Origin of the sequence: Shewanella sp. Isolate8, from assembly GCF_022398495.1 — a bacterium.
Classification (GTDB): domain Bacteria; phylum Pseudomonadota; class Gammaproteobacteria; order Enterobacterales; family Shewanellaceae; genus Shewanella; species Shewanella aquimarina.
In genome coordinates, this window is sequence record NZ_JAKEVI010000002.1 from 14,218 (window position 1) to 38,327 (window position 24,110).

The window sequence follows — 24,110 nt, forward strand, 5'->3', positions numbered from 1 at the left end:
CTACCTAACCTGTCGAACAGCAATATTGGAAAAACTGCATAATCCAACATTGCTGTTACATTTAAGGGTAGCAAAGTTTTCACGATACATAGATTAAAAAACAAACAACTTTAAGAGGATTATTGTGCTATGGGGAGCTAATTTTTATTCAAACCTAGCTAGTTTGGAAAGCTCTTACTAACAAGTAGTTGCGAGATTTTGTCCTAAGAAGAAGACGTAAGACTTGATGATACATTGTGTATTTGACAGCGAAAGCCAATATCAAATTTGCCAATCAAGTCAATCAAGTCAATCAAGTCAATCAAGTCAATCAAGTCAATCAAGTCAATCAAAAGTATTAACCAGGAGAACGCTAAACACTTAGATAAGATATAAAAGTGTTTATAGGCGATGGCCTATAACCCCAAATCTGTAACTGAGGCTCTCTCTGCTAGAGTTGAATTCAACTTGTAGATATCGGGGCGAAATTGCACCACTCCTCCAGTGTCTACCCAAGTCGTTAAATAGGTAATCAGTACGGGTAAAGGCTCAGCGAGCTTATAATATCGCGGCAATTTTTGTGCTAATGCTTCTTTGATAACCACTGGCGACTGATCAGTGTACCGAGTAAAAAGGTACTTGGCTAAGATGTCAGCTTTTTCTAAACGCACACAGCCATGACTCAAGGCGCGATCTTGACGCATAAACAGTTTCTTTACGGGCGTGTCATGCAAGTAAATGGCTGCATTATTCGGAATCGAAAATCTATACCGTCCCAATGAATTATTAGCACCTGGTTGCTGAACAAGTTGATACTCGCCCAATAGCGCCGCAATTTGCTTAGAAGAATGGTTTGTTAATGGTAACGCTAAGGAGTGACCCTGAGTCACCTTACGCAGCTCAAATCCGTGGGCGGCAAGATACCCAGGATTTTGACCATTTTTCGGCAGTAACTCACCATAGACAATACTTCGAGGTGGAGTCCAGGTTGGATTCAGTGTCACCAGGTTCAGTGTTGTCACCATTTGTGGCGTCGGCGTTTCGGGTTTGCCGACAATCACTCGCATACTCAATACACTGGTATCATTCTCCATTACCTGTAATTGGTACGCAGGAATATTGACCCACAAGTATCTCTCCGGCAATTGATTGGGTAACGCAAACCAACGAAACAACGCTTGGCGCAGATGAGCAATCTTTTGTGAGGGTGATATCTGCAGCGCTTTGCGGGTCGAGCTATCTAGCTCTCCGCTTTCAGGTAGCCCATGCCTTAGTTGAAAATGCTTTATGGCGCTGACGATAGCAGGGTCATAAATCGCCTCTCTATAGGTATTAGACGGTTTAATTGGTAAGTCGCCTAATTGAGTGAGCATCCACCTCAACTTGGCGATTTCGGGCGACCGCTGACCCAAACGGTATTGCCTAGCGGAGATGGCTGGCCATACATACTTTTCAAGCTGTTGATAGCGTCTAATTTGTTCACGTAACAGTTGCACCTGCTTGTGCTCAGGTAGCATGGTGTCGAGTAGCTCATGTAGCTGCTCAGTTTGCACTGCGCGGCGTAGCTGTTGAATGCTCGACAAGGCTTCATCTCCCTGCCCTAGCCTTAATGTTTTCAGCATTTCAATAAAGAGCTGCGAATATCTATCGTCTAAGTCTCTTGTCACCTGCGCACTCGCCTCATTCGTTGACAAGCCTATCTGCTGCCAAAAACCTAGTTCCTGGGCTAAGGCAAGCATCTCCAGGGTTAACGGCCTGGGCCCTCGCTGATCGAACCAAATAAATTCAGGCTCACTGGTCACGACTTGATGGTTTAACGGCGTCCCCTGAGCCATATTGTCTGCCGCCAGCGCGGATTGACCTATGAAATTCAGGCTAGCGCTAATTAAACAAGCAAAAACGGTCGGGATATAAGATAAGATCAATTTCATATTGTCGAGCCCATCCTATTCAACAGAAGAAATATAGTGACGGTATCCTTCTGTAACATTATAGGTAAATCACGCCAACCGGCAGTGGTCAGTGCAACGACCTTTCTGGCGGCAAAGAGACAAATTCATCATTAGGGTTAGCTCAGGTTTAGTTCAGGCATGGCGCTAAGACAAGACTATTTCTTAATTTAAAAGCTTGAACTATCGTCCTCCAAATCGCCTAAACATCAGAGATAAATTATTCATCTATACTTTACCCAACAGGTAACTAATCGCCTCTTTTATAGATGAGATCACATCAATAGGACGATATAACACCATGATAAAAATGGAGTTAACTCGCCAGCAGATACTTCAGCTGAGTTTGATTTTGCTGATAATCGTATTACTGCTGGTCATTATCTATCCCGCTTTAACCGTGGCAAATGCTCGTTTTAAGCTAAAAACCGAGGTTAAATCTGGCGCAACATTAGCTGAGCGCTATTTATTGCTAGGTGATTGGCCCTCTGGCAATGAAGATGGTTTATTGAATCACTTCAACGACTTTCAGGTCAAAACAAAGGATTTGTCAACTGACTCAACACTAATGCCGCCTACGACACTCAATGCGCAAACAGCAAGAGAGCGGGCCGTTGCCCCATTACCGCAACGATGACGCACTATGAAGGATGATTAAAGAGCGAAATGAGCTGAACGACGTCAAATGAGGATAGAGATACTTGATTATTTACGCCGCAATCCAATAGAGAGAAGCTATGTCTGACGACGCAGAGTTAGCCACAACATCGACGAATGCCATCTCACTCAAGCGCACTTTTTTTAGAACGCTAGCCATGCTCATTTTTTTTATGGTCATTGCGATTAACTATAAACAGTTACTGCAGCATTACTCTGCCTTTTCTCTTGCCAATGCCATGACGCGCATCGAAGCTGAGCATCTGCTCAGTGAAGGATTATTGTTAGACCTAAGTTATTTTGCGCTTATGGTGTTGATACTCCATGTATGCTGGGCGTTGGTGATCACCCTTTCCTTCCGTCCTTGGTTTGCCATCACATCTAATGACAGTGTTAAGACACAAATTTGGTTAGTGTTGTTACTCCTGCATTGCATTTGGGTTCTGTCGGCCAATGCCTATTTCTATCCAACATCATTACTGGGTTTTTTTCGCGGCACGCCACTGGCGACGGGTTTCACCCTAGTCGCCTTGGGGCTCTTATTGTTAGCCAACCTTATATATGCTTTACTGGGCGCTCTGGCCAATTACAACAGAGAATTGAAGGGGCTATTTGTATTTAGCCTATTGGTATTTAGCTTTATGCCTCTCTATGTATTTACCCGCCACACAACCACGCCCGTTTTTTTCCAGAAGAGTGATCAACCTAATATTGTTGTCATTGGTATTGATGGTTTGCGCCCAGATCATCTAGCCTATCGCGGCGCCGACCCATCGCTTGCGCCAACACTGAATCAACTATTAGCAGAGTCTCTGATTTATGATCGTACCTATACGCCACTGGGACGCACCTTTGTGGCCTGGATGGGAATTTTATCGGGCTTATATCCGACAAATAACGGGGCCAGATTCAACCTTGCCCCGCCAGAACTGGTTAGTAAACCCTTCCCCCTATTAGAACGGCTTGCCGCCAATGGCTATCAGACTACCTATGCCATAGATGAACGTCGCTTCAACCAAATCGATAAGAGTTACGGCTTTGATCGTGTGATTGGTCCTAAGGTAGGCGCCGCCGATGCGATTATAGCAAATGTGGCCGATCTTCCCTTGGTAAACCTGGCAATTAACTTGCCGTTATTGGGTGACTTATTTCCCTACCTCTATATCAATCGCGCATACGGTAAAACTTACCATCCCTTGCAGTTTAATCATGAGGTGATACACAGCTTATCAGTCGATAAACCCAATTTTTTGGCCGTACATTTCTGTCAATTACACTGGCCCTTCACCTCAAAAGATTTTATCGAATTAGATAAATCGCGTTGGGATGGTAACTACAACCACTATATGTATGGCGAAATGATTAGAAAAGTCGATATGCAAATAGCCGACTTTATCGCCCAATTACGTCGGGGAGGTCTATTAGACAATGCTGTGGTGTACCTGTTATCGGATCACGGTGAGGGGTTCATGTTGAGTCAAGATAGACTCGCGGCAATCGATACTGAAACGCAAATAGCCGATGCTGCGCAGCCAATGGCGCTCAATGTTGCGGCCTGGGGCCATGGCACCAATGTTTTATCTCAGGAGCAATCGCAAGTGCTGCTCGCCTCATTAAGATATCGAAATGGTAAACCAGTAAATCCAGCAGGCAAAGTCGATGGTTTATTTTCACTGGTTGACGTCGCACCCAGCATAGTTGCCAACCTCTCTGCCACAAACAACGAGGCAATGGTATCTGAAAATTTGAAGTTTGACGGTCAGCCACTACCTCAAGATTTAACAGAACCACTGACTCCTAGCGACAACCAGAGACATATCTTTGTCGAGTCATCGCTTCCGGTAGCCTCAATTAATACCAGCTTTATCGATGATAAAAAGGTGATGTCAGAAACCGCATCTCATTACGAAATTAGAAAAGATGGTCGCGCTGTGATGAAACCTGAGTCCTATCACAACAATATACGGTTAAAGCAGCGTTCAGTGTATGCCCAGCAATGGCAACTGGTCATGCTACCTAAAGATGAGCGCCTTATCTTAGTCGATACGGCAAACAAACGCTGGCATACCCTCAGTGACTATTCGGGCGATGCGCCTTGGGAAGCTATGCTCGATTCACTATGTCAACACTATCAAGCTGACTTTATTGACACGCCGCGCAGCGAGTGTAGCCTTTCCTTTAAGCAGCGGCTACTCAGCGCCAACGCTGATGGCGCTGAGCATGCCAAGGGACAAAATGTATCGCCGCCTAGGTAAAGACTAATCTAGGTAAACACTAGCCTAGATAAGCATTAATCAGCGAATCGGGTTTAAATTAAATGCTGCGCTTAAACCATTAAGCATCTTGCAAAGAACTTAGGTAAGCGGGCACATCGGCGACAGAGTCTAAAACGACGCTGGCGGCGGCAATAGCCTCATCAGTCACCGTTTTACCCGTGCGCACTAAGATACGGATCGGCACTCCTGCGGCCTGCGCAGCCAACATGTCGTCACGCTTGTCGCCCACCATGACAGAACGGCTAAGATCTATCTTCAAGAACTGCGCCGCACTCTTGAGCATGCCAGGCTTTGGCTTACGGCAATCACAGTCCTGCTTATACTCGCCTATGCCTTTCTCACTGTGATGGGGACAGTAATAGATACCATCGAGGTCGACGCCTTTGTCGGCGAAATTCCAATCCATCCATTCGGTCAGACTATGAAACTGATCTTCCGTATAGAGTCCACGGGCAATACCCGACTGATTAGTCACCACCACCAGCTTATAGCCTTGCTGCTTTAACGCGGCGCACGCTTCGAATACGCCTTCGACATATTCGAAATCATCGACCTGATGCACATAACCATGGTCGACATTAATCACTCCATCTCTATCCAGGAAAACGGCACGATTCACGAAAACTTCCCCAATTCGACTGAACCCAATAATTAGTTGAACAGTATTATCACACTTGAATCAACAAAATGCACCGCACAATCACGAATAAAGTCGAAGGGGGCTAGAAATGAATAAAATATACAAATATAGTTAAGCCAATCGCTAATAGCTAATAGCTACACAAGAGATAGAGATGCCAGTAAACACCCTTCACTCAATCAGACGCCAACGCCTCATGGATAAGCTCCCCGACGACAGCTTTGTGATTCTTGTCGGTTATCAGCAAAAGGTACGTAGCAAAAACATCAAGTATCACTTTCGCCAAGACAATGATTTTCTTTACCTAACTGGGTTTAACGAGCCTGACGCCGTCGCATTGCTCTATCGTGGGCCCCAAGGAGAGATAATCTATACCTTGCTATGCCGCCCAAATGATCCACAACAGGAGGTCAGTTTCGGTGCCAGGGCGGGCATTACCGGTGCCATCGAAAAATTCGGCGCGACTCAGGCCTTTGACATCGCCGAGCTAGATACCGTGATGGCATCGAGTCTCACCCATCAGCGTCAGGTATTTATCAGTGACGAACTGGGCCGCTTTAACCACAAATTAATCGATTGGTGTAACACCCAGCGCCAAGCCAGCGGTTTCGATACCCCCAAATGCTATCGGAGCATCACGCCACTGGCCAAATACCTTCACCCACTTAGGGTGATTAAAGACGAGAGCGAACAAGCGGCAATACGCACCGCGGTTAACGCTTCTGTCGACGGCCACAAGGCAGTGATGAAGGCCTGCCGCGCAGACATCAATGAGGCGCAGCTGGCCGCAACCTTTAACTATGCTATCGCCGCAAACGGCGCTAACGAGGTCGCCTATCCCAACATAGTGGCGGCGGGCAACAACGCCTGCTGCCTCCACTATGAAGAGAACTGCTGTCAGACCCAATCTGGCCAGATGCTGCTGATCGACGCCGGCGCCGAGCTCAACCACTACGCCGCCGATATCACCCGCAGCTATCCGGTCGATGGTAAGTTTACCCAAGCCCAAGGGGCGATCTACCAGCTAGTATTGGATGCACTGGATGCCGCCATCGCCAAGGTAACCCCCGGCACGCAATGGAACGAGATCTATGAGACCTGCATGCAGGTGATGGCCCGCGGCCTCATCGAACTCGGCCTATTACAGGGGAGCTATGAGGAGGTGATGGCCAGCGAAAGTTACAAACGCTTCACTGTGCATAAGACGGGGCACTGGTTGGGGATGGACGTCCACGACGTCGGCCCCTATCATGATGACGATGGCGAGTGGCGCAAGCTTGAGCCAGGGATGATCTTTACCATAGAGCCCGGCATCTATATACCGGCCTCTACCACAGATGTACCCGAAGCTTTTCGCGGCATGGGGATCCGCATCGAAGATGATATCCTGGTTACTGCTGACGGCCATGAAAACCTGTCAGAGAAAGTACCTAGGTCAATTGCCGAGATCGAGGCCTTCATGGCGCGCGGCTAGCGTTATAACGGCGCTAGTTTTAATGACGTGAGCGCTATAACAGTATTAGGGTTCTAATGACTCGAGGTTTCTTGGGCTTAGAACTCTAAAGACGCTATTGCGCGAGAGCGCTCGCCACCCTTGCCTTGAGCACTGGCAACAATTCGGTTTCAAACCAAGGATTACGCCTAAGCCAGAGATTATTGCGAGGGCTGGGATGAGGTAGCGGAATTATGTGGCTGCCATGTTGTTGCCAATCTCGCACACACTCAGTCACCCCGCCGCACTGCTTACCGAAATGATAGGCCTGAGCGTATTGGCCTATCACCAAGGTGAGGCGAATATCCCTAAGGTGCGCCAACAATTGCTCGCGCCATGCTGGCGCGCATTCAGCCCTGGGCGGCAGATCCCCAGAGCGCCCCTTCCCCGGATAGCAAAACCCCATAGGGACGATGGCAAAAAGGTTTGGATCGTAAAACTGCTCGCGGCTAACACCGAGCCAATCCCTGAGCCTGTCACCGCTGGGATCGTCAAAGGGAAGCCCGCTGGCCGCGGCCTTAGTGCCCGGCGCCTGACCGACAATCAGTACCCTGGCGTTCGATGCCGCCTGCAACACGGGCCGCACCTTATGGCTAAGATGCGGCTGGCAGATCTGACAGCGGGCAATACGCTCGAGTAGTTGATCTAAGGTTTCCATAAAAGCTCCGGCAAAATATTATTAGCCACTATAATGCTACAGCAATGCCAAAGCTAAAGCGCAATCGAATCTTCGCCGAGAAGCAATCTTTCAGACATGCATGCCCGCCTTCCTTCTATCTCGTTATCCTTAAATCTCTAAGTTTGTCTCTTAGCATGCCGCTTAAAAACGGTCTATACGGTAAGGGGTTATATCCACCTGAGTCTTCTCTTCTTTGATGGCCTCCGCCATAAGCTGGGCACTAAAGGCGGCCCAGGTGAGTCCCAGGTGCTGGTGACCAAAGGCAAAGAAGATCTTATCGCTCTTGGGTGAGGCACCCAGCACAGGCAGGGAGTCGGGGAGCGATGGCCTAAAGCCCATCCACCGCTCCCCCTGAGAAGTTGTAGCGCCAACCAGTACTTCGGGCAGCAGCGCCTTGGCATGGGGCAGCAGACAGTCGGCTCTGGCCTCGACCAGCGGCGCCTTAAGACCGCCAAATTCAACCGTGCCGGCCAGACAGGTCCCGCGGTTCATGGGGGTGATGATGAACTTACGCTCGAAAGATGCCACCGGCCGCTGCAGACGACTGTGTTGTGGCATCATCAGATGATAGCCACGCTCGGTTTCCAGCGGTACCTTAAAGCCAAGCTGTTGCGCTAAGGGCTTAGACCAGGCGCCGGCGCTGAGCAGCAACTTATCACTATGATAAGTTACTCCGCTAGCGACACTGACATTAACACCTTTCTCTTTATTATCTCCCTTACATTCAGCAGCTAACTGAATTACCTCTCCGATCACCAGCTCGCCCCCCAGCTTCTCAAACTGGGTCGCCAAGCGATGACACAGCTCGGCCGGGTCCGGCGTATGGCCGACCTGGGTAAACCACAGTCCGTGGTTGATATTGGGGCTAAGATCCGGCTCTAGCGCCCTCACCTCCTCGCCACTGATTAACTTCACCGCCACGCCGGCTTCACGGTAGCTCTTGTATACCCGCTCGACCTCGATAAAAGGCGTCTGTTCAAACACCAAGAGACTACCCTCGAGTTTGAGTAGCTCGGAGCAGCCGCACTCGCTCACCAGCTGCTGCCAGGCATAGATACTCTTTTGATTTAACGCCTTGATCGCCGCCGAGTTATGGGCGCGTTTTGCGGGCAACATATTGACTAAGAAGCGCATAAACCAAGGCAAGGCCTTGAGGAAATAGCGCGGCTGAATGCGAAACGGCCCTAATGGGTCGAGCAACATGCCTGGCAGTTTGAGTAACATGGCCGGGTCGGCCAGGGGAAACACCTGCTCGGTGGCGAAGTGGCCCGCGTTACCAAAGGAGGCGCCCGCCGCTACCCCTTGCTTGTCGATGACGCGCACACTAAAGCCAGCCTTTTGCAAGGCGATGGCATTGGCAAGGCCTATAACACCAGCGCCTATGACAGTGATATCCGCGTTTTGGGTAGAGGCAGAGCTGGCCTGTGAGACTTTATCCTGGTCTGTTAACTCATGGTTTGTCATATGTTTAGCCTCGATCATCTGAGCATAAATCCCTGCTGAAACTGATCCTTAGGATCTAAGATAAACTCATGACGCCCGGTGATAAAGGCGCGGCCGCTCACCTCGGGGATCACCGCCGCCTTGCCATAAAAGTCGGCGTTATCCAGCGCGCAAACCTGCATGGCGCCATCGACTATGCTCTCAATCTTCAGGCACTCGCCCAGTGCGACCTCGCCTCGAGTGTGAAGCAAAGCTATTCGACCGGCGACCCCAGTGCCTGTGGGCGAGCGATCCACCTCGCCATCGGCAAAGACGCACACATGGCGCGAGTGGGCATCCGCAGAGCTGGTCTTACTCGATGTAAAGATGGTGCCGTAGAGAAAGCCTAAATCCGCTTCTAATGGATGAGCTAAAGGATGCTGAGCCATCACGGCGTGCTTGATACAACGTCCCCAATCTATCATCTGGGCGACATTATCCGGCGCGCAGCTTAACCCCAGCGCATCGGCATCAACATAAGCGTAATAGGCACCGCCGAAACCTATGTCGTAAGCCACCTCGCCTATGCCCTCGACGGTTACGTGACAATCCAGCGCCTCGGCCCAGGAAGGCACGTTACGAAAACTCACCTTGACCTCGCCCGCGCCGTCGCGACAGGCCCTGGCATGGATAAGCCCGGCCGGCGCATCTATCTTTATCTCTCTTGGCGTATCGCCAAGCGCTAGGGTGCCCGTCTCGACTGCCACAGTTACCAAGGCCAAGATGCCGTGACCGCACATGCTGCTGTAACCCTCGTTATGGAGAAACAGCACGCCGAAATCCGCGCCGGGGGTAATGGGCGCAGTGATGATGGCGCCATACATGTCGGCATGGCCCCTGGGCTCATGCATCAAAAGCTGACGATAATGGTCCAGATGCGCCGTGAGATATCTGCGTTTGGCCAATATGGTGTCCCCGGGGATCTCGGGGTATCCCTCCAGCAGGATCCGCAGCGGCTCGCCTTCGGTGTGAGCGTCGAGGGTCTTGAATCGGGCACAGGCATCGAGAAAGCTAGGACTTAAATCTAATAGGCGCATCGGGACTTCCTTTGTTATTGTTTGTATGCAATATATAGTATTTACCGGTGAGAGATAAAAACATAAATAGCGGCAATCTCACCAAGGGGCTTTTCTTCCCCTTAAAATTGTATACAATATACTATAGCTTTTGGTAAACGCCAAAACTTGATATCACTTTTTCGCCGCGCACGTTGCACGGCAATATCTATAGAGGTCTGAACATGAAAGTAAACTGGCAAGGTGTATTCCCAGCAATTTCTACCCAATTTAATGACGATGGTTCGATCAACTATGAGTCGAACGCAAGAATGCTGGAAGACCTCATTCGTGACGGTATCGATGGGGTGATCGCCCTGGGTACCATAGGCGAGAACGCCTCCCTTTCTCCGCAAGAAAAACGTGAATTTATCAAGCACACGGTCGAGACGGTCAATGGCCGCATCCTGGTGCTCTCTGGCTGCACCGAGAACACAGCCCAGCAGGCGGCGAAATATGCTCAGGATGTCGAGGCGCTCGGTGTCGATGGCCTAATGTTACTGCCCGCCATGGTCTACCGCGGCACTGACCGCGAGGTGATCGCCCACTATCAACACGTGGCGCGCTCGACCAAGCTGCCTATCATGATCTATAACAACCCTGTGGGTTATGGCGTCGACATCAACCTGGAGATGACCGCCGTGCTGGCCGAAGAGCCAAACATAGTGGCCATCAAGGAATCGACCACAGATACCCGCCGTCTCACCGAGTTGCAGAGCCGCTTTGGCGACCGTTTTAACATCCTCTGCGGTGTCGACGATATTGCGCTAGAAAGCATTCTACTGGGCGCCACAGGTTGGATCTCTGGCCTAACCAATGTCTTCCCAAGAGAATCTGTTACTCTGTTTAAACTGGCCCGTGCCGGTCGTATCGAAGAAGCCCGTGAGATCTACCGCTGGTTTATGCCGCTGCTGCGCCTAGACACCATTCCGACCCTGGTACAGTGCATCAAGTTTGCCGAGCAGATCGTCGGCCGCGGCAGCGAAAATGTGCGCCTGCCGCGCATGACCTTGATCGGTGACGAACGTGCCTATGTGGAAAAGGTGATGGCCGAAGCCTTGGCTACCCGCCTAGATCTCGACAAGTACAACCTCAACTAATTCTAGGGAGTACGGCATAGATGTTAAAAGGTACCTTCTTTTGCGTCGATGCTCATACCTGCGGTAACCCGGTCCGTTTGGTCACCAGTGGCCATCCGGACCTCAAGGGTCGCACTATGAGCGAGAAGCGCCAGGATTTCCTGGCGCAGTATGACTGGATCCGCAAGGCGCTTATGTTTGAACCCAGGGGCCACGACATGATGTCCGGAGCCTTCCTCTATCCCCCTTGCAGCGACAACGCCGACGCCGCCATCCTGTTTATCGAGACCAGCGGTTGCCTGCCCATGTGTGGCCACGGCACCATAGGCACCATCACCGCCGCGCTCGAGTCTGGCCTGTTAACCCCTAAAACGCCGGGTCAGCTCACCATAGATGTGCCCGCCGGGCAAATTAAGGTGCAGTATCAGCAAAGCGGCGCCAAGGTAGATTGGGTCAAGATCTTCAACGTGCCCGCCTATCTAGCCCATAAAGATGTGGTGCTGGATATCCCAGGCCTTGGGCCGCTCAAGATAGATGTCTCCTACGGCGGTAACTACTACGCCATCGTCGATCCCCAGGCCAACTTCCCCGGCCTGCGCCACTGGAGCGCCGGCGATATCCTGCGCTGGAGCCCGATCGTGCGCGAAATCGCCCATAGAGAACTAAACTGCGTGCACCCAGACGACCCCACGGTCAACGGCGTCTCCCACGTGCTCTGGACCGGCGATACCATCAGCCAGGGCTCCAATGGCGCTAATGCTGTGTTCTATGGCGACAAGGCGATCGACCGTTCACCCTGCGGCACAGGCACCAGCGCCCGTCTGGCTCAGCTCTACAGCCGCGGCGAGCTCAAGGTCGGCGATGAGTACACCCATGAAAGCATCATAGGCAGCCAGTTTGTCGGCCGCATCGAAGCCGCCACCAAAGTGGGCGAGTTTGACGCCATCATGCCAAGTATCAAGGGCTGGGCGCGGATCACCGGGCACAACGCCATCACGGTCGACGATGACGATCCCTATGCCTTCGGATTTCAGGTGGTCTAACCGGCCACCTCAAAAGGACAATAGCAATGACACTAAGCATCACCAACAGATTAACCGGCCAGCATTACATCAATGGCGAGTGGCAGGGCGAAGCCTGCGCCTTTCAAAGCTTTAACCCCGTAGCTAATACTCCAATTGCCTGGCACTTTGCCAGCGCCAGCAACGAGCAGCTCGCCCAGGCCACCAAGGCGGCTGAGCAGGCCTTTAACAGCTATCGCAAAAAGAGCGACAGTGAGCGCGCCGCCTTTCTGAGCGCCATTGCCGAGCATATCGAGGCCGACAAAGAGGCGATCATAGAAGCCGCCCACCTCGAAACCGGCCTGCCTCTGGCCAGATTACAGGGCGAAACCGGGCGTACCTGCGGCCAGCTGCGCCTGTTTGCCCAAAACCTTGTTAACCCAATAGAGCAGTCAATTGCCGACATGGCGCAGCCCGAACGTCAGCCATTGCCAAAGGCCGATACCCGACTCGGGCGGGTCGCCCTAGGGCCGATCGTCGTCTTCGGCGCGTCAAACTTCCCGCTGGCATTTTCCACCGCGGGGGGCGACACCGCATCGGCGCTCGCCGCAGGTTGCCCCGTTATCGTCAAGGGCCATCCGGCGCATCCGGCCACCAGTGAGCTGGTCACCCAGGCCATAGAAAAGGCGATCAAGGCTTGCGACATGCCAGCCGGCGTATTTAGTCTGCTGCAGGGACATACCCCGGACCTCTCGACGGGCTTGGTCGAGGCGCCAGAGATCAAGGCGGTGGGTTTCACCGGCTCGTTAAAGGTGGGTCGCATCCTGGCCGATCGCTGCGCGGCGCGCCCCGAGCCTATTCCCTTCTATGGTGAGCTTGGCTCTACCAACCCACAATTCCTACTGCCTGGGATACTCACCGAGCAGGCAGAGACGCTGGCCGAGACTCAGGTGCAATCTATGATGATGGGCCACGGTCAGTTCTGTACCAGCCCAGGGGTGATTGTCGCCGTCAAGGGCGAGGCGCTGACCCGCTACTGTGACAGACTCAGCCAGGCCCTGGCCGAACAGGCTGCCGGCGCCATGCTCACCCCAGGCATCGCCGCCACCTATCAGCAGCAGACAGAGGCACTGCTGGCAGATCCACGGCTAACGCTACTTGCTCAGGGCAAGGCGGCCGAGGCCAGCCACCATACCCGCCCGGCGGCGGTAAAGGTGGATGCGGCAGGCTATCTGGCCGACAGCGCCCTACAACAAGAGGTCTTTGGTCCCTTCGCGATAGTGGTCGAGTGCCAGGACGCCGCGCAGATGCAGGCCGTTGCCGAGCAGCTCGAGGGGCAGCTTACCGCCACGCTTCATGGCGACGAGGGTGATTGGGCTCACGCCCATAGCCTGGTGGATGCCATAGGTCAGCGTGTCGGCAGGCTTATCTTCAATCAGATGCCAACAGGCGTCGAGGTGTGTCACTCGATGAACCATGGCGGTCCCTACCCTGCCAGCACCGACAGTCGCAGCACCTCGGTGGGCAGCATGGCTATCCACCGCTGGACACGGCCCATCTGCTATCAAAACATGCCATCTGCTTTGCTGCCCGAAGCATTGCGAGATGGACAAAGTCTCCTAAAGCGCTTCTAACAGGCATATTAAATAAAGGGAAACCACGGTTTCCCTTTATTTATAGTGCTATAAGCGGTAATCTTATGCGGATCACATATAATAACGAAAAGACATTACGGGAACTATGAGCCGAACAACGCCAATCGTTCATAAAACGCGCACCCAGGTCGTGGTGGAAGTCTTAAGAGAGAAAATCCTTTCAGGCGAAATTGCCGCCGGCGAACCTTTACGCCAGAGCGCCTTAGCCGAGGCACTGAACGTCAGTCGCATCCCGGTCAGAGAAGCCCTGCTGCAACTGGAAGCCGAAGGACTCGTAAAGTTTGAAGCCCATAAGGGCGCTACCGCTACCGAATTGTCGGTCGATCAGGTTACCGAGCTGTTTGAGCTAAGAGCCCTTATCGAAACCGATCTGCTTGCCAAGGCGATCCCGAATCTCGATGAGGAGATGCTGGCACAGGCTCAGGGTTACCTGGATGAGCTGGAGGCTGCCTTCCAACAGGAAGACGCCGTGAGCAGCTGGAGCGAACTCAATACCAAGTTCCATTCCTGCCTGTATCAGGCGGCCAATCGTCCTCATACCATGGAAGTGGTACACGGTCTAAATACCAACTGTGATCGCTACATTCGTCTACAGCTGCTGCTGGCAGGCGGCATTCCCAGAGCGGCGCAAGACCACAGAGACTTGCTGACCTATTGTCGCAATCAAGAGATCGACAAGGCCGTCACGCTGCTGAGAGACCATATATTACATGCAGCCAACGCCATACGTGAGCTGGTTGCCCAACAGGTGAGCTAAATCACTGTAGCTTGCTTGACTTATTGCTAGGCTTATTAGATTAGTTTGATAAGGCAGAGCTGATGTACTCTGCCTTTTTATTTTTGAGAGAATATTCAGATGCAGTACGCCACCATTACCGGCTGGGGAAAATGTGTTCCCCCCGCAACGCTTACCAACCATGATCTTGCCACCTTTATCGATACTTCCGATGAATGGATTAAGCCGCGTACTGGGATCAGTCAGCGACACATCAGTCATGTCGACACCTCTGAACTGGCAACCGTCGCCGCCCAGCGCGCACTGGCCGCTGCCGGCATCAAGGGCGAAGAGATAGATCTTATCATTCTGGCCACCGCCAGCCCAGATACGCTGATCCCCAACATAGCCTCTACCGTACAGGCCAACATAGGTGCCAGCTGCGGCGCGTTCGATATCAACGCCGCCTGTAGTGGTTTTCTCTACGGCCTGGGTCTGGCCAGCTCGCAGATCAAGAGCGGTCAGTCGAAGAAAGTCTTGGTGATCGGTGCCGAGCGTCTCTCTTTCTACCTAGACTGGTCACGTCGTGAAACTGCCGTACTTTTCGGTGACGGCGCGGGCGCCGTAGTTGTCGAAGCCACAGATCAGCCAGGGGGCGTGTTGGGCTATGAGCTCAACAACGATCCTGCCGGTCGCGATATCCTTAAGGCGGGCTTTGGTACCGCCATGGACAGATTCAACGCCGCTTCACTGGATTTCTATATCGAATTCAATGGTCAGGAGATCTTTAAGCGCGCCATCGCGGGTATGGGTAAGCTCAGCAACACAGTGCTGGAAAAATGTGGCGTCGACAAAGACGAAGTGGATCTGGTGATCCCACACCAAGCGAACGAGCGCATTATCGATACCCTGATCAACCGCATGAAGATCCCGAAAGAAAAGGCAGTGGTCAACATCGCCAACTACGGCAACACCTCGGCGGCCACTATCCCTATCGCCATCTGTGACGCACTGGAGAAGGGACTGATCAAGCCGAATCAGACCATATTGTCTTGCGCCTTCGGTGCCGGCCTGACCTCTGCGGCAGTGCTATTCAAGTGGGGCGAGCGCGTCACGCCAATCAGCGAGTCTGATGCCGAGCTACCACCTTGCGATAAAACCGGTATCGAACTGGTACAGCGCGCCGTAAATTACTTCTGCGGCGAGTAATCGCTAAACAGAAATAGAAGATGCCGACATGATGTCGGCATTTTTTTTGTCCAAAGGTTTATGAATATCCATAGGCCTAACTCAATCGGTCCTGGCCACTGCCCCTAGCTCAATCAGCCCAGGTTCACTCACCTCAAGCATAATCCCCGCTGGCTTAATCGAACCATCTTAATCATGCTCTGGCCGTTAAAGCTTAGGAATAGCCGCCTCATCCCAATAGATGGCCTGGGCGAAATGGCGAGACAGCAGACGGTTAAACTTGTCGAAACTCGAGATGCTCAGCTCCTCGCCGGTGAGACACGACCAGACGAAACGGTGACAGTTATTATCGAAAAGATCATAGTCGCGATACTGATAGAGGGTCTGCTGCGCCCTCGTCAGCACAGATTCACCGATTAATGACCTATGCTGATGGTCACAGGCGACGAAGATACGACTGCCCGTGCGTCCGGCGAGAAAACGCCTCGATGAGACAGGCCGAATAAGCCCGCTGCCGTGAAGCTCTAGCAGGGTGTCATCACCGAGCCAGATCCCGGTATGCTCTATCACCCCAAAGACGAAGCAGCACACCAAGGCGCCAGGCTTAGGCGCCACCTTGACCTCACCAAGATGCAATACGCTGGGCGATAGCGGACTCACCCGCTTATCATCGGCCGCCTTAGGTGCACGGCCCAATCGCCTGTCTAAGGTTAACTGCTTTTGTTTCTGCTTGGCATCGGCGATAAAGGCAGCCCCCAGAGCGGCCCCACCGAGCCAGAGTAAAGGAAGCGCCATGATAATCCTCTCAACCTTAGCTCACCCCTTGTCGGACGCCTAAGATGCTAAACATCCAACATACTGTCTCTATTGAGATAATGGCGAAAACTAGCCAAAGATAAAGGCGCAAAATGTAACCAAGTATATTCTTGCCACACGATATTAGGCCAGCAGCTCGGCAATCTTCACCTTATTTGCGCCGCCCATCGCCGCCACCTGCGCCAGCAAGAGCTCACCGCAGGCGAGCGCATCGATGAGCGCATTATGGGCCGCATACACGGGCAGGCCGTAACGGGCGCGGCTACGACCGAGACGCAGACTTCCCTCTTGCAGATGCTCGTGTTGTCTGAGCAGGCGCCGCTTCTCAAGCTGCAGGGTATCTATGGCAAGCAGGCGCGTCTTCTCCCCTAGAGAGGCCTGCAAGCCAGATTGTAGGAAGGCGAGATCCAGCGGCGCGTGATGGGCCACCAATACTTTGCCTTGGCTCACAGTTAAAAACCAGGCCATCGCCTGCTCGGGCGTCAATGCCGCATCCAGATGTGCATCTAAGATGCCATGTATGGTGGCGCTTTGTCCCACGCTGCCCTCTATCTGCACCAGCTTGTGCTGTGCCTCGCTCAGAATAAGCTGCCCCCGACGAATAGGCACCACGCCGATACTCAAGATCTGATCGAAGTTGGCATCGAGCCCCGTCATCTCGAGATCGATGGCCAGCAGCTCTGCCTCCATAAAAGACTCATCAATAACCGGCATCAACGACTGCAGATACCCCTTGAGCATGGCATCTTTTGCCATCAGGGCTCGCCAACAGAGCTGTGATCTGATCTTAATGCCTGCTAGCACCTAGAAACTCCGGGTAAATTTAAGCTTTAAGCCCGCCTGCGCGTCATGTACCACCTTGAAGGCGTCGCGCAGCTGATGGCGCACCAGGGAGGAGAGCTGTTGTGGCATCAAATAGTTCGTGAGGGGTTGATTATGAGTATATTGAAAACCCTGATTTGACAGGCGCATGTGGGCGATAAACTCATGCGCGTCGGCGAGATTCAGGGCATCTTTGCGATTGATGATGTTCTGCTCCATCAAGAGACGGATGCGTTTGGCGGTATTGACCTCACTGATCCCTGCCGACAGGGCGTAGATTCTAGCGATATCATTGATGAGAGCACTGCCCTTATGCTTAAGATCTATCCCCTTCACCTCCTGGCCGTCGCGCTCCAGAACAAACTTCTTGAAGAAGCCCAGCGGCGGCGACACCTGCAATGCATTGCCCGCCATGCCGGCGAGGAAGATGTCATTATCCTTGGTGGACTCCAGAACCTGCGACTGCAGTCCCTCGAACAGGCTAGATGGCCCATAGACGCAGCGCATATCGAAGAAGATGCTGGCATGCATCAAGGCCTTGGGCTCGGGATGCTCGACCCAGTTGGCAAACTTCTGCTGCCACTGTTCCAGGGTAAGCCGCCACTTAGGGTTCTGCGCCATGATGTCCCCTGGGCAGTAGACATAGCCGCAGCGATCCAGCCCCGCACAGACCGCCTTGGTCAGCGCCTCGAAATAGCCCTGGGCATGCTCATCCATCTCATGGGCCAGCAACAGGCCATTGTCCTGATCCGAGCAGGCCGCCTGATCCTGGCGTCCCTGCGAGCCAAACGCCAGCCAGCAAAATGGCATGGGAGCCTGACCGAGTATCTGCTGATTGAGCACAATAAGGCGACGGGTCAAGGCGTCGGTAACCGAGGTTAGGACCCGGCCTATCTCTTCGGCCCTGGCGTCGGCACTGATCAGGTTTTGCAGCAAGAGCGGGATCTGCTTGGAGACATGGATAAGACTCTCGAGATTCTGCTGACGCTCTATCTCGCCGATCAGCAGCAATGGCTGTGAGCTCTGCCCGCGTAAGATATCTGTACTGGTGATCACCCCGCTCGGCTTGCCCTCATCCATGATGGGCAAATGATGAATATTGTGCTGGCTCATCAATAACATGGCCTCGAATACCAGGGCATTGGCACTCAGGGTGGTCGGATTCACCGTCATCGCCTGATGCACAGGCAGGCTGCCATCGAGAGACTCTGCCAGCACACGATTGCGCAGATCCCTGTCGGTCAAAATTCCGGCCAGCTTATGGTTATCGATAATGAGCACTGAGGAGACCCTGTTATCCCGCATCAGGCGGGCGGCGTCGCTGACACTGGCATTGATATCCAGACACAGGGGCTGCTTGGACATCAGGCTGCTGACCCTGTTGGTCGAGCCAAGCTCCTTGGCCTTGAAGCGCCCCTGGTGGCGCAGACGCTTGGCAAAGGCGCGGTTGAAGAAGCGGTCGAACTCGCGGCTCTCGCTTCTCAGTTGATTAAAGGTTTCCGGGTCCAGGTGGTACACCAGGCCATCTTCGAGGATCTGAACCCGGTTACTCACCATCTCACCGGAGAGCAGCGAGGGAAAACCGAAGAAATCGCCGTCACCGAGACGGTCAATGAGATCGCCATCTTCGCCGCGCACCTCGAAGGCACCGCTGCGGACGATATAGAGCTGGGGGTTGTCGGCATCCAGCGGGACATAGACAGAGGAGCGACTGTAATAGCCGACGCTCAGCGCGCGGCAGCATCGCTCCAAGGTCTTCTCAGATAAGCTGTCAAACGGCGTCAGCTGGCCTAAAAATTGGGTAATAGGTTGCAGTTCGCTCGCGTCCATGATCTCCCTCTTACGCTATGGTCGGCATCTCGCCCTGGACTCTCGCCAAGCATCGGCCGTTTTATTCACTATAGCCTTAACAAACAAACTCTTGCTATACGACTAAAGGCCAGCTAAGGGCTTAACGACGCCTGGCGATGATAAAGAGATCCACATCCCCCCGCTCCGGATAGTCCTGGCGGTGACAGCTTTGCAGCTCAAATCCGGCCATATTTAAGATATGGGTGAGTCGTTCGCCGCAGTGATAATAGATAAAGGCCTGATCGCCGCTACTGGAAGTCTGCATCGCCGAGTCGTCATAGTCACCCTCCATGGTGCTCAAATAGAGCAGGCCGCCAGGCTTAAGCCGCTTCGCCATTGCCTCGATCAAGGCCTTCGCCTCGTGTTTGTCCAGGTAAGGCAGGCAAAATCCACACACTATGGCATCAAACATCTGAGACAAGCTATCGATTGCCATACAGTCCATTACCTCAAACTGGGCGGTGGGATTATTCTCTCTTGCCAGACTCACCATCTGAGGGGCTAGGTCTGTGCCTAAGTAATCGAGCTGAGGACGACGCGCCAACAGATAACGGGCGATGTTACCCGGCCCGCAGGCCAGCTCCAATACCCTATCCCGCTCACCGAGTAACTCGCTAAACTGATCATAGGTGGGCTCATAGAGCGGCATCTGCATATATTTGTCCTGATACTGGCGCGCCAGCTTATTGAATGTCGCCACAGAGATTTGATAGTTACTCACACCGACTCCCGCTCACCTTGGTTAATCATCCTTTCACAGAGACTGCCAGATAAGCACTCGCTAAATCAATTAGATATAAAATAAAAAAAGGGAGCGCACTGCGCTCCCTAGGTCGATACTCATAACAATTAGTCGCTAATCATTCCATCGATTAATGGTCGTGGGCCTCGCCGGCTCCCTTAGGGAAGCGGATAGACTCCACCATATCCACTACATTCTGTGGCACCGCAGCGGTCACCTTGCTGACGATGAAGGCCACACCGAAGTTAACTAGCATACCCAGCATGCCTATGCCTTCAGGAGAGATACCAAACAACCAGTTGGCCGCGTTGTTATCGGCAGGGTTCACAAACTTGAAGTAGATGATGTAGCTGGCCGAGAACAGCAGACCGATCACCATACCGGCGATGGCGCCCTCTTTATTCATGGTGCGAGAGAAGATGCCCATGATGATCGCCGGGAAGAGTGACGATGCCGCCAAGCCGAAGGCGATTGCCACCACCGCTGCCACGAATCCTGGAGGGTTAATACCGAAGTAACCCGCCATGACGATACCCAGCGCCGCGGCGATACGGGCATAGAGCAGCTCCTGTTTGTCCGAGATATCCGGCATGAAGTTCTTCTTCAACAGGTCGTGTGAAACCGATGTAGAGATCACCAGTAGCAGACCCGCAGAGGTTGACAGCGCCGCCGCCAGACCACCGGCAGCCACCAAAGCGATTACCCAGGCTGGAAGATTGGCGATCTCAGGGGTAGCCAGTACCATGATGTCGCGGTCGATCTTCATCTCGTTGGTTTCACCCTTGGCATAGTAGATCTTGCCATCGCTGTTCTTGTCGTCCCACTTGATAAGACCTGTCTTCTCCCAGTTCTTGATCCAATCTGGCGCCGTTTCATAGGCCACACCTGTAGACTCAGGGCCGTTGATGGTCTCAATCATGTTCACACGAGAGAAGGCGGCCAGCGCAGGAATGGTGGTATACATGATGGCGATAAACACCAATGCCCAACCCGCTGACACACGCGCATCTTTCACCTTAGGTACGGTGAAGAAGCGAACGATCACGTGTGGCAGGCCCGCAGTACCAAACATCAGTGCGCCCGTGATAAAGAAGACGTCGATCATCCCCTTAGAGCCCTCCGTATACTGAGAGAAACCAAGCTGTGCCGACAGACCATCGAGTTTTTCAAGCAGATATGTGCCTGTACCGTTGCCAGCCGCGTCGACCAACTCGGCGCCAAAACCTAACTGAGGTAGGATATGACCCGTCATCATCACAGAGATGAAGATAGCCGGAACCATGAAGGCGAAGATCAATACGCAGTACTGAGCCACCTGGGTATAAGTGATCCCTTTCATGCCGCCGAGTACGGCGTAGAAGAAGACCACGGCCATACCGATATAAACACCGGTATCGACGTCCACTTCCAAGAAGCGCGAGAATACCACGCCCACGCCACGCATCTGACCTGCAATGTAGGTGAAACAGATGAAGATGGCACAGACCACCGCAACGGTACGGGCCGCCTGAGAGTAGTAACGATCGCCGATAAAGTCGGGCACGGTAAACTTGCCAAACTTACGCAGGTAAGGTGCCATACAGAGCGCCAAGAGCACATAGCCCCCGGTCCAGCCCATCAGGTAAACGGAACCATCGTAACCAACGAAGGAAACGATACCCGCCAGGGAGATGAAAGAGGCTGCCGACATCCAGTCAGCCGCGGTGGCCATACCGTTCATCACAGGGTGTACACCACCACCGGCAACATAGAACTCTTTCGTTGAGCCGGCGCGAGACCAGATCGCAATGCCAATATAGAGGGCAAAGGTCAGGCCCACTATCAAATAAGTTAACGTTTGAACATCCATCTCATTGCTCCTTAGTCTTCATGAACATTGTATTTTTTGTCCAGCGCATTGGCTTTCGCCACGTAGACAAAAATCAGTGCAACGAATACATACATGGCCCCCTGCTGTGCAAACCAGAAGCCCAGCTTAAAGCCCATGAAATGGATCTCATTGAGTACATCGACCAGTAAAATACCGCAGCCAAATGATACTGCAGCCCAAATTGATAGCAGTCCGAGCACTAGACGTAAATTTTCACGCCAGTAACCTTCTGCCTTTTCGTTATTTTCAAAAGCCATTGCGACTCCCCTGTGCTGATTATTATTAAGTCATGAATTAATCTAGCAAGCGCAGTCTTTAGGACAATCGCGACTTTGGTCTAACGCCAGCGTCAACCTTTAGGCGAATTTGCACATTTTCTTTACAAAACAAGAGGATCAAAGTTGACGCCAGCGTAAACCTATAATTTTCATAGGCTTGCAAACTAGACTAAGGTCGAACAAAAATGTTAACGGAATGTACAAAAAAGCCGCCAGGAGGCGGCTTGAGGGATTAAAGGAGCTTTCCTACCGGGAGGCAAAAACGCGCTATTCCAGCGTCGATAGATAGGCGAGCAGGTCCGCCAGCTCCTCTGCACTGCGCTGCTTATTGCTTACCAGATATTTGCCGTTTACCAGTAAAGAAGGCACGCCGCGGATCCCTGATAGTTGCGCCTGGGTATCATAATCGGCAATGGCTAACTTGTTATCCACAGATGCCAGCGCCTTATCTATCTCAGTCTTTGGCAGGCCTTGCTCAACGAAGAACTGACTCAGCTCCTCCTGGCGCTTAAAGGCGCCATCGCCCTCGTGGATCCGCTTAAACAGATTGCCATGGGCCTGTTCGGTGACATGAAACTTCTTCGCCAGATAATAGGCCTCCTGGCTCAGCTGCCAGGCCGCGCGGCCGCCCGCCACCGGCGTGCGCTCAAATGCCAGCTTATCCCCCATCTCCGCCTTTAACTTGGCCACGGCCGAACTGATCAAGTCATCCTGGCGATAACAGTGGGGGCAGTTGTAGGAGAAGAACTCACGCACCACGGGCTGGTTCACCTCGGGGATCCCGGCCACCTTCACATAATCGACCCCTTCGACATACTTAGCCTGGGCACTCACCTGAAACGCGGCCAGGACGACGAACAACAGGCTTATATAACGACATAGATTCATGACTCTTTTCATAACCAACTCTTCTTATTATTGAAAAATGTTTCTTCCTCTAGCTCATCAAAGCTTAGGCCTAATTTAGGTTTAGTTAAACATTAGCAATGCGCCAACATGGCCAAAGGATCCGTAAACTGATACTGATAGTTTAGCTCCTGCGTGATAAGGCCTCCATCGACACGCTTATCGTCAACCGAGTCCCCCTCGACAAAGCTTGGTGGCGTGAGCCCCAACTGAGTCGCCGCCAATCGATAAAATTCCGCCTTGGTGGGATGCAGCGGCGCGCAGAGATTATAGGCAGGCGATAAAGGCCCCTGTGCTTTAAGCAGCGCAACTACGGCGCCTATGCAGTCATCGAGATGCACCAGATTCACCGCCAGGTTACCACCGGGGATACCTTCTCTTCCCGCCAGGAAGCGCCCCGGATGCCGCTTGGGACCAATAAGCCCGGCAAAACGCAGGACGACGCAGTGACTCGCAGCTTGCTTGCCGTCAACACTGTTATCTGCCAACAAGAGCGCCTCATCTGCCGAAAAAAGCGCTTCGGCCGCCAGCAGAGTCTCACTCGCCGGGCTGTGGGCCTTGGCATCGCGCTCGGTGCAATCACCACCAGAAGGATAAACGCCTGTGGTGCTGATGAAGATGATGCGCTGGTAGCTATGGCTCCCCATTAACGCCTTGAGGCGCTTTAGGCGCTTGAGATAATCATTATCGCCACGACGCAGCCGGGGAGGAATGTTGATCACTATGGCATCGCACTCGAGGCCACGGGTTATCGCTTCACTGTCTTTATCGCAGAGGGTGTCACTATCACTTAATTGCTCGAGATCCAGCGCAAAGCCCACAATCCCATCGGCAGATAGGGCCTTCGCATCTTCTTGGGCCCGTTTCGAACCTGTGACCTTAAAGCCTTCGGCCACCAATGCCTTGGCGAGAGGCAGACCAAACCAGCCGCAGCCGACGACGGCAACAGAAGTTATCATCTTGAATGCTCTAAATTAA

The 24,110-nt window shown here is 52.7% G+C and carries 21 protein-coding genes; 8 read left to right on the forward strand and 13 right to left on the reverse strand.

What is annotated here, in order from left to right:
- Positions 1-395 precede the first annotated feature (395 nt).
- Positions 396-1,910, reverse strand: a complete 1,515-nt coding sequence (locus tag L1D43_RS09500; protein ID WP_239851158.1) for a L,D-transpeptidase family protein — start codon at positions 1,908-1,910, stop codon at positions 396-398.
- 319 nt (positions 1,911-2,229) lie between these two features.
- Between L1D43_RS09500 and L1D43_RS09505 the strand changes: the two genes are divergently transcribed.
- Positions 2,230-2,565 (forward strand): hypothetical protein, encoded by a 336-nt coding sequence (locus tag L1D43_RS09505; RefSeq protein ID WP_239851159.1) that lies wholly within the window; start codon positions 2,230-2,232, stop codon positions 2,563-2,565.
- Positions 2,566-2,665: 100 nt separating this feature from the next.
- The gene (locus L1D43_RS09510) at positions 2,666-4,840 is read left to right on the forward strand and encodes a sulfatase-like hydrolase/transferase (RefSeq protein WP_239851160.1); all 2,175 of its coding nucleotides are present in this window, start codon (positions 2,666-2,668) and stop codon (positions 4,838-4,840) included.
- A 79-nt stretch (positions 4,841-4,919) separates the two neighbouring features.
- Here the strand turns inward: L1D43_RS09510 and gmhB are convergent, their stop codons facing one another.
- Positions 4,920-5,480, reverse strand: coding sequence for a D-glycero-beta-D-manno-heptose 1,7-bisphosphate 7-phosphatase (gmhB, locus tag L1D43_RS09515; RefSeq protein WP_239851161.1), 561 nt, complete (start codon positions 5,478-5,480; stop codon positions 4,920-4,922).
- Between the two features lie 175 nt (positions 5,481-5,655).
- On the opposite strand from gmhB, the gene L1D43_RS09520 reads away from it, so the two are divergent.
- On the forward strand, positions 5,656-6,975 hold the full coding sequence (locus L1D43_RS09520; protein ID WP_239851169.1) for an aminopeptidase P N-terminal domain-containing protein: 1,320 nt from the start codon (positions 5,656-5,658) through the stop codon (positions 6,973-6,975).
- Positions 6,976-7,069: 94 nt separating this feature from the next.
- Here L1D43_RS09520 and L1D43_RS09525 read toward each other — a convergent pair whose 3' ends face one another.
- From L1D43_RS09525 to L1D43_RS09535, 3 genes are all read right to left on the reverse strand, one after another.
- Entirely contained in the window at positions 7,070-7,651 is a 582-nt protein-coding gene (locus tag L1D43_RS09525; protein ID WP_239851171.1) for a uracil-DNA glycosylase family protein, read from the reverse strand.
- Positions 7,652-7,813: 162 nt separating this feature from the next.
- Positions 7,814-9,136 carry an FAD-dependent oxidoreductase gene (locus L1D43_RS09530; RefSeq protein WP_239851173.1) on the reverse strand — a complete coding sequence of 441 codons (1,323 nt, stop codon included), beginning with the start codon at positions 9,134-9,136 and terminating at the stop codon, positions 7,814-7,816.
- A gap of 14 nt (positions 9,137-9,150) precedes the next feature.
- A complete protein-coding gene (locus L1D43_RS09535) occupies positions 9,151-10,191 on the reverse strand; it encodes a proline racemase family protein (RefSeq protein ID WP_239851175.1) in 1,041 nt (346 codons plus the stop codon).
- 203 nt (positions 10,192-10,394) lie between these two features.
- Here L1D43_RS09535 and dapA point away from each other — a divergent pair, with 203 nt between their 5' ends.
- From dapA to L1D43_RS09560, 5 genes are all read left to right on the forward strand, one after another.
- Positions 10,395-11,309, forward strand: a complete 915-nt coding sequence (dapA, locus tag L1D43_RS09540; protein ID WP_239851177.1) for a 4-hydroxy-tetrahydrodipicolinate synthase — start codon at positions 10,395-10,397, stop codon at positions 11,307-11,309.
- Between the two features lie 20 nt (positions 11,310-11,329).
- On the forward strand, positions 11,330-12,331 hold the full coding sequence (locus L1D43_RS09545; protein ID WP_239851179.1) for a 4-hydroxyproline epimerase: 1,002 nt from the start codon (positions 11,330-11,332) through the stop codon (positions 12,329-12,331).
- A 26-nt stretch (positions 12,332-12,357) separates the two neighbouring features.
- On the forward strand, positions 12,358-13,923 hold the full coding sequence (locus L1D43_RS09550) for an aldehyde dehydrogenase (NADP(+)) (protein ID WP_239851181.1): 1,566 nt from the start codon (positions 12,358-12,360) through the stop codon (positions 13,921-13,923).
- A gap of 106 nt (positions 13,924-14,029) precedes the next feature.
- Positions 14,030-14,701 carry a GntR family transcriptional regulator gene (locus L1D43_RS09555; protein ID WP_239851183.1) on the forward strand — a complete coding sequence of 224 codons (672 nt, stop codon included), beginning with the start codon at positions 14,030-14,032 and terminating at the stop codon, positions 14,699-14,701.
- 99 nt (positions 14,702-14,800) lie between these two features.
- Positions 14,801-15,868 carry a ketoacyl-ACP synthase III gene (locus L1D43_RS09560; protein WP_239851184.1) on the forward strand — a complete coding sequence of 356 codons (1,068 nt, stop codon included), beginning with the start codon at positions 14,801-14,803 and terminating at the stop codon, positions 15,866-15,868.
- Positions 15,869-16,054: 186 nt separating this feature from the next.
- Here L1D43_RS09560 and L1D43_RS09565 read toward each other — a convergent pair whose 3' ends face one another.
- The 8 genes from L1D43_RS09565 to L1D43_RS09600 all read right to left on the reverse strand — a co-directional run bounded on the left by L1D43_RS09565 (position 16,055) and on the right by L1D43_RS09600 (position 24,091).
- Entirely contained in the window at positions 16,055-16,642 is a 588-nt protein-coding gene (locus L1D43_RS09565; protein WP_239851185.1) for a lecithin retinol acyltransferase family protein, read from the reverse strand.
- 144 nt (positions 16,643-16,786) lie between these two features.
- The gene (locus L1D43_RS09570) at positions 16,787-17,419 is read right to left on the reverse strand and encodes an exonuclease domain-containing protein (RefSeq protein WP_239851186.1); all 633 of its coding nucleotides are present in this window, start codon (positions 17,417-17,419) and stop codon (positions 16,787-16,789) included.
- A gap of 48 nt (positions 17,420-17,467) precedes the next feature.
- Positions 17,468-19,315 (reverse strand): DUF294 nucleotidyltransferase-like domain-containing protein, encoded by a 1,848-nt coding sequence (locus L1D43_RS09575; protein ID WP_239851190.1) that lies wholly within the window; start codon positions 19,313-19,315, stop codon positions 17,468-17,470.
- 121 nt (positions 19,316-19,436) lie between these two features.
- Entirely contained in the window at positions 19,437-20,057 is a 621-nt protein-coding gene (locus L1D43_RS09580) for a class I SAM-dependent methyltransferase (RefSeq protein ID WP_239851191.1), read from the reverse strand.
- Positions 20,058-20,208: 151 nt separating this feature from the next.
- Positions 20,209-21,927: a sodium:solute symporter family protein gene (locus L1D43_RS09585; RefSeq protein WP_239851194.1), complete on the reverse strand. Its 1,719-nt coding sequence runs from the start codon at positions 21,925-21,927 to the stop codon at positions 20,209-20,211.
- Between the two features lie 11 nt (positions 21,928-21,938).
- Positions 21,939-22,205 (reverse strand): DUF4212 domain-containing protein, encoded by a 267-nt coding sequence (locus L1D43_RS09590; protein ID WP_041509501.1) that lies wholly within the window; start codon positions 22,203-22,205, stop codon positions 21,939-21,941.
- A gap of 288 nt (positions 22,206-22,493) precedes the next feature.
- Positions 22,494-23,126, reverse strand: coding sequence for a thiol:disulfide interchange protein DsbA/DsbL (locus tag L1D43_RS09595; RefSeq protein ID WP_239851196.1), 633 nt, complete (start codon positions 23,124-23,126; stop codon positions 22,494-22,496).
- Positions 23,127-23,206: 80 nt separating this feature from the next.
- The gene (locus L1D43_RS09600; RefSeq protein WP_239851199.1) at positions 23,207-24,091 is read right to left on the reverse strand and encodes an SDR family oxidoreductase; all 885 of its coding nucleotides are present in this window, start codon (positions 24,089-24,091) and stop codon (positions 23,207-23,209) included.
- Between the last annotated feature and the right edge of the window lie 19 nt (positions 24,092-24,110).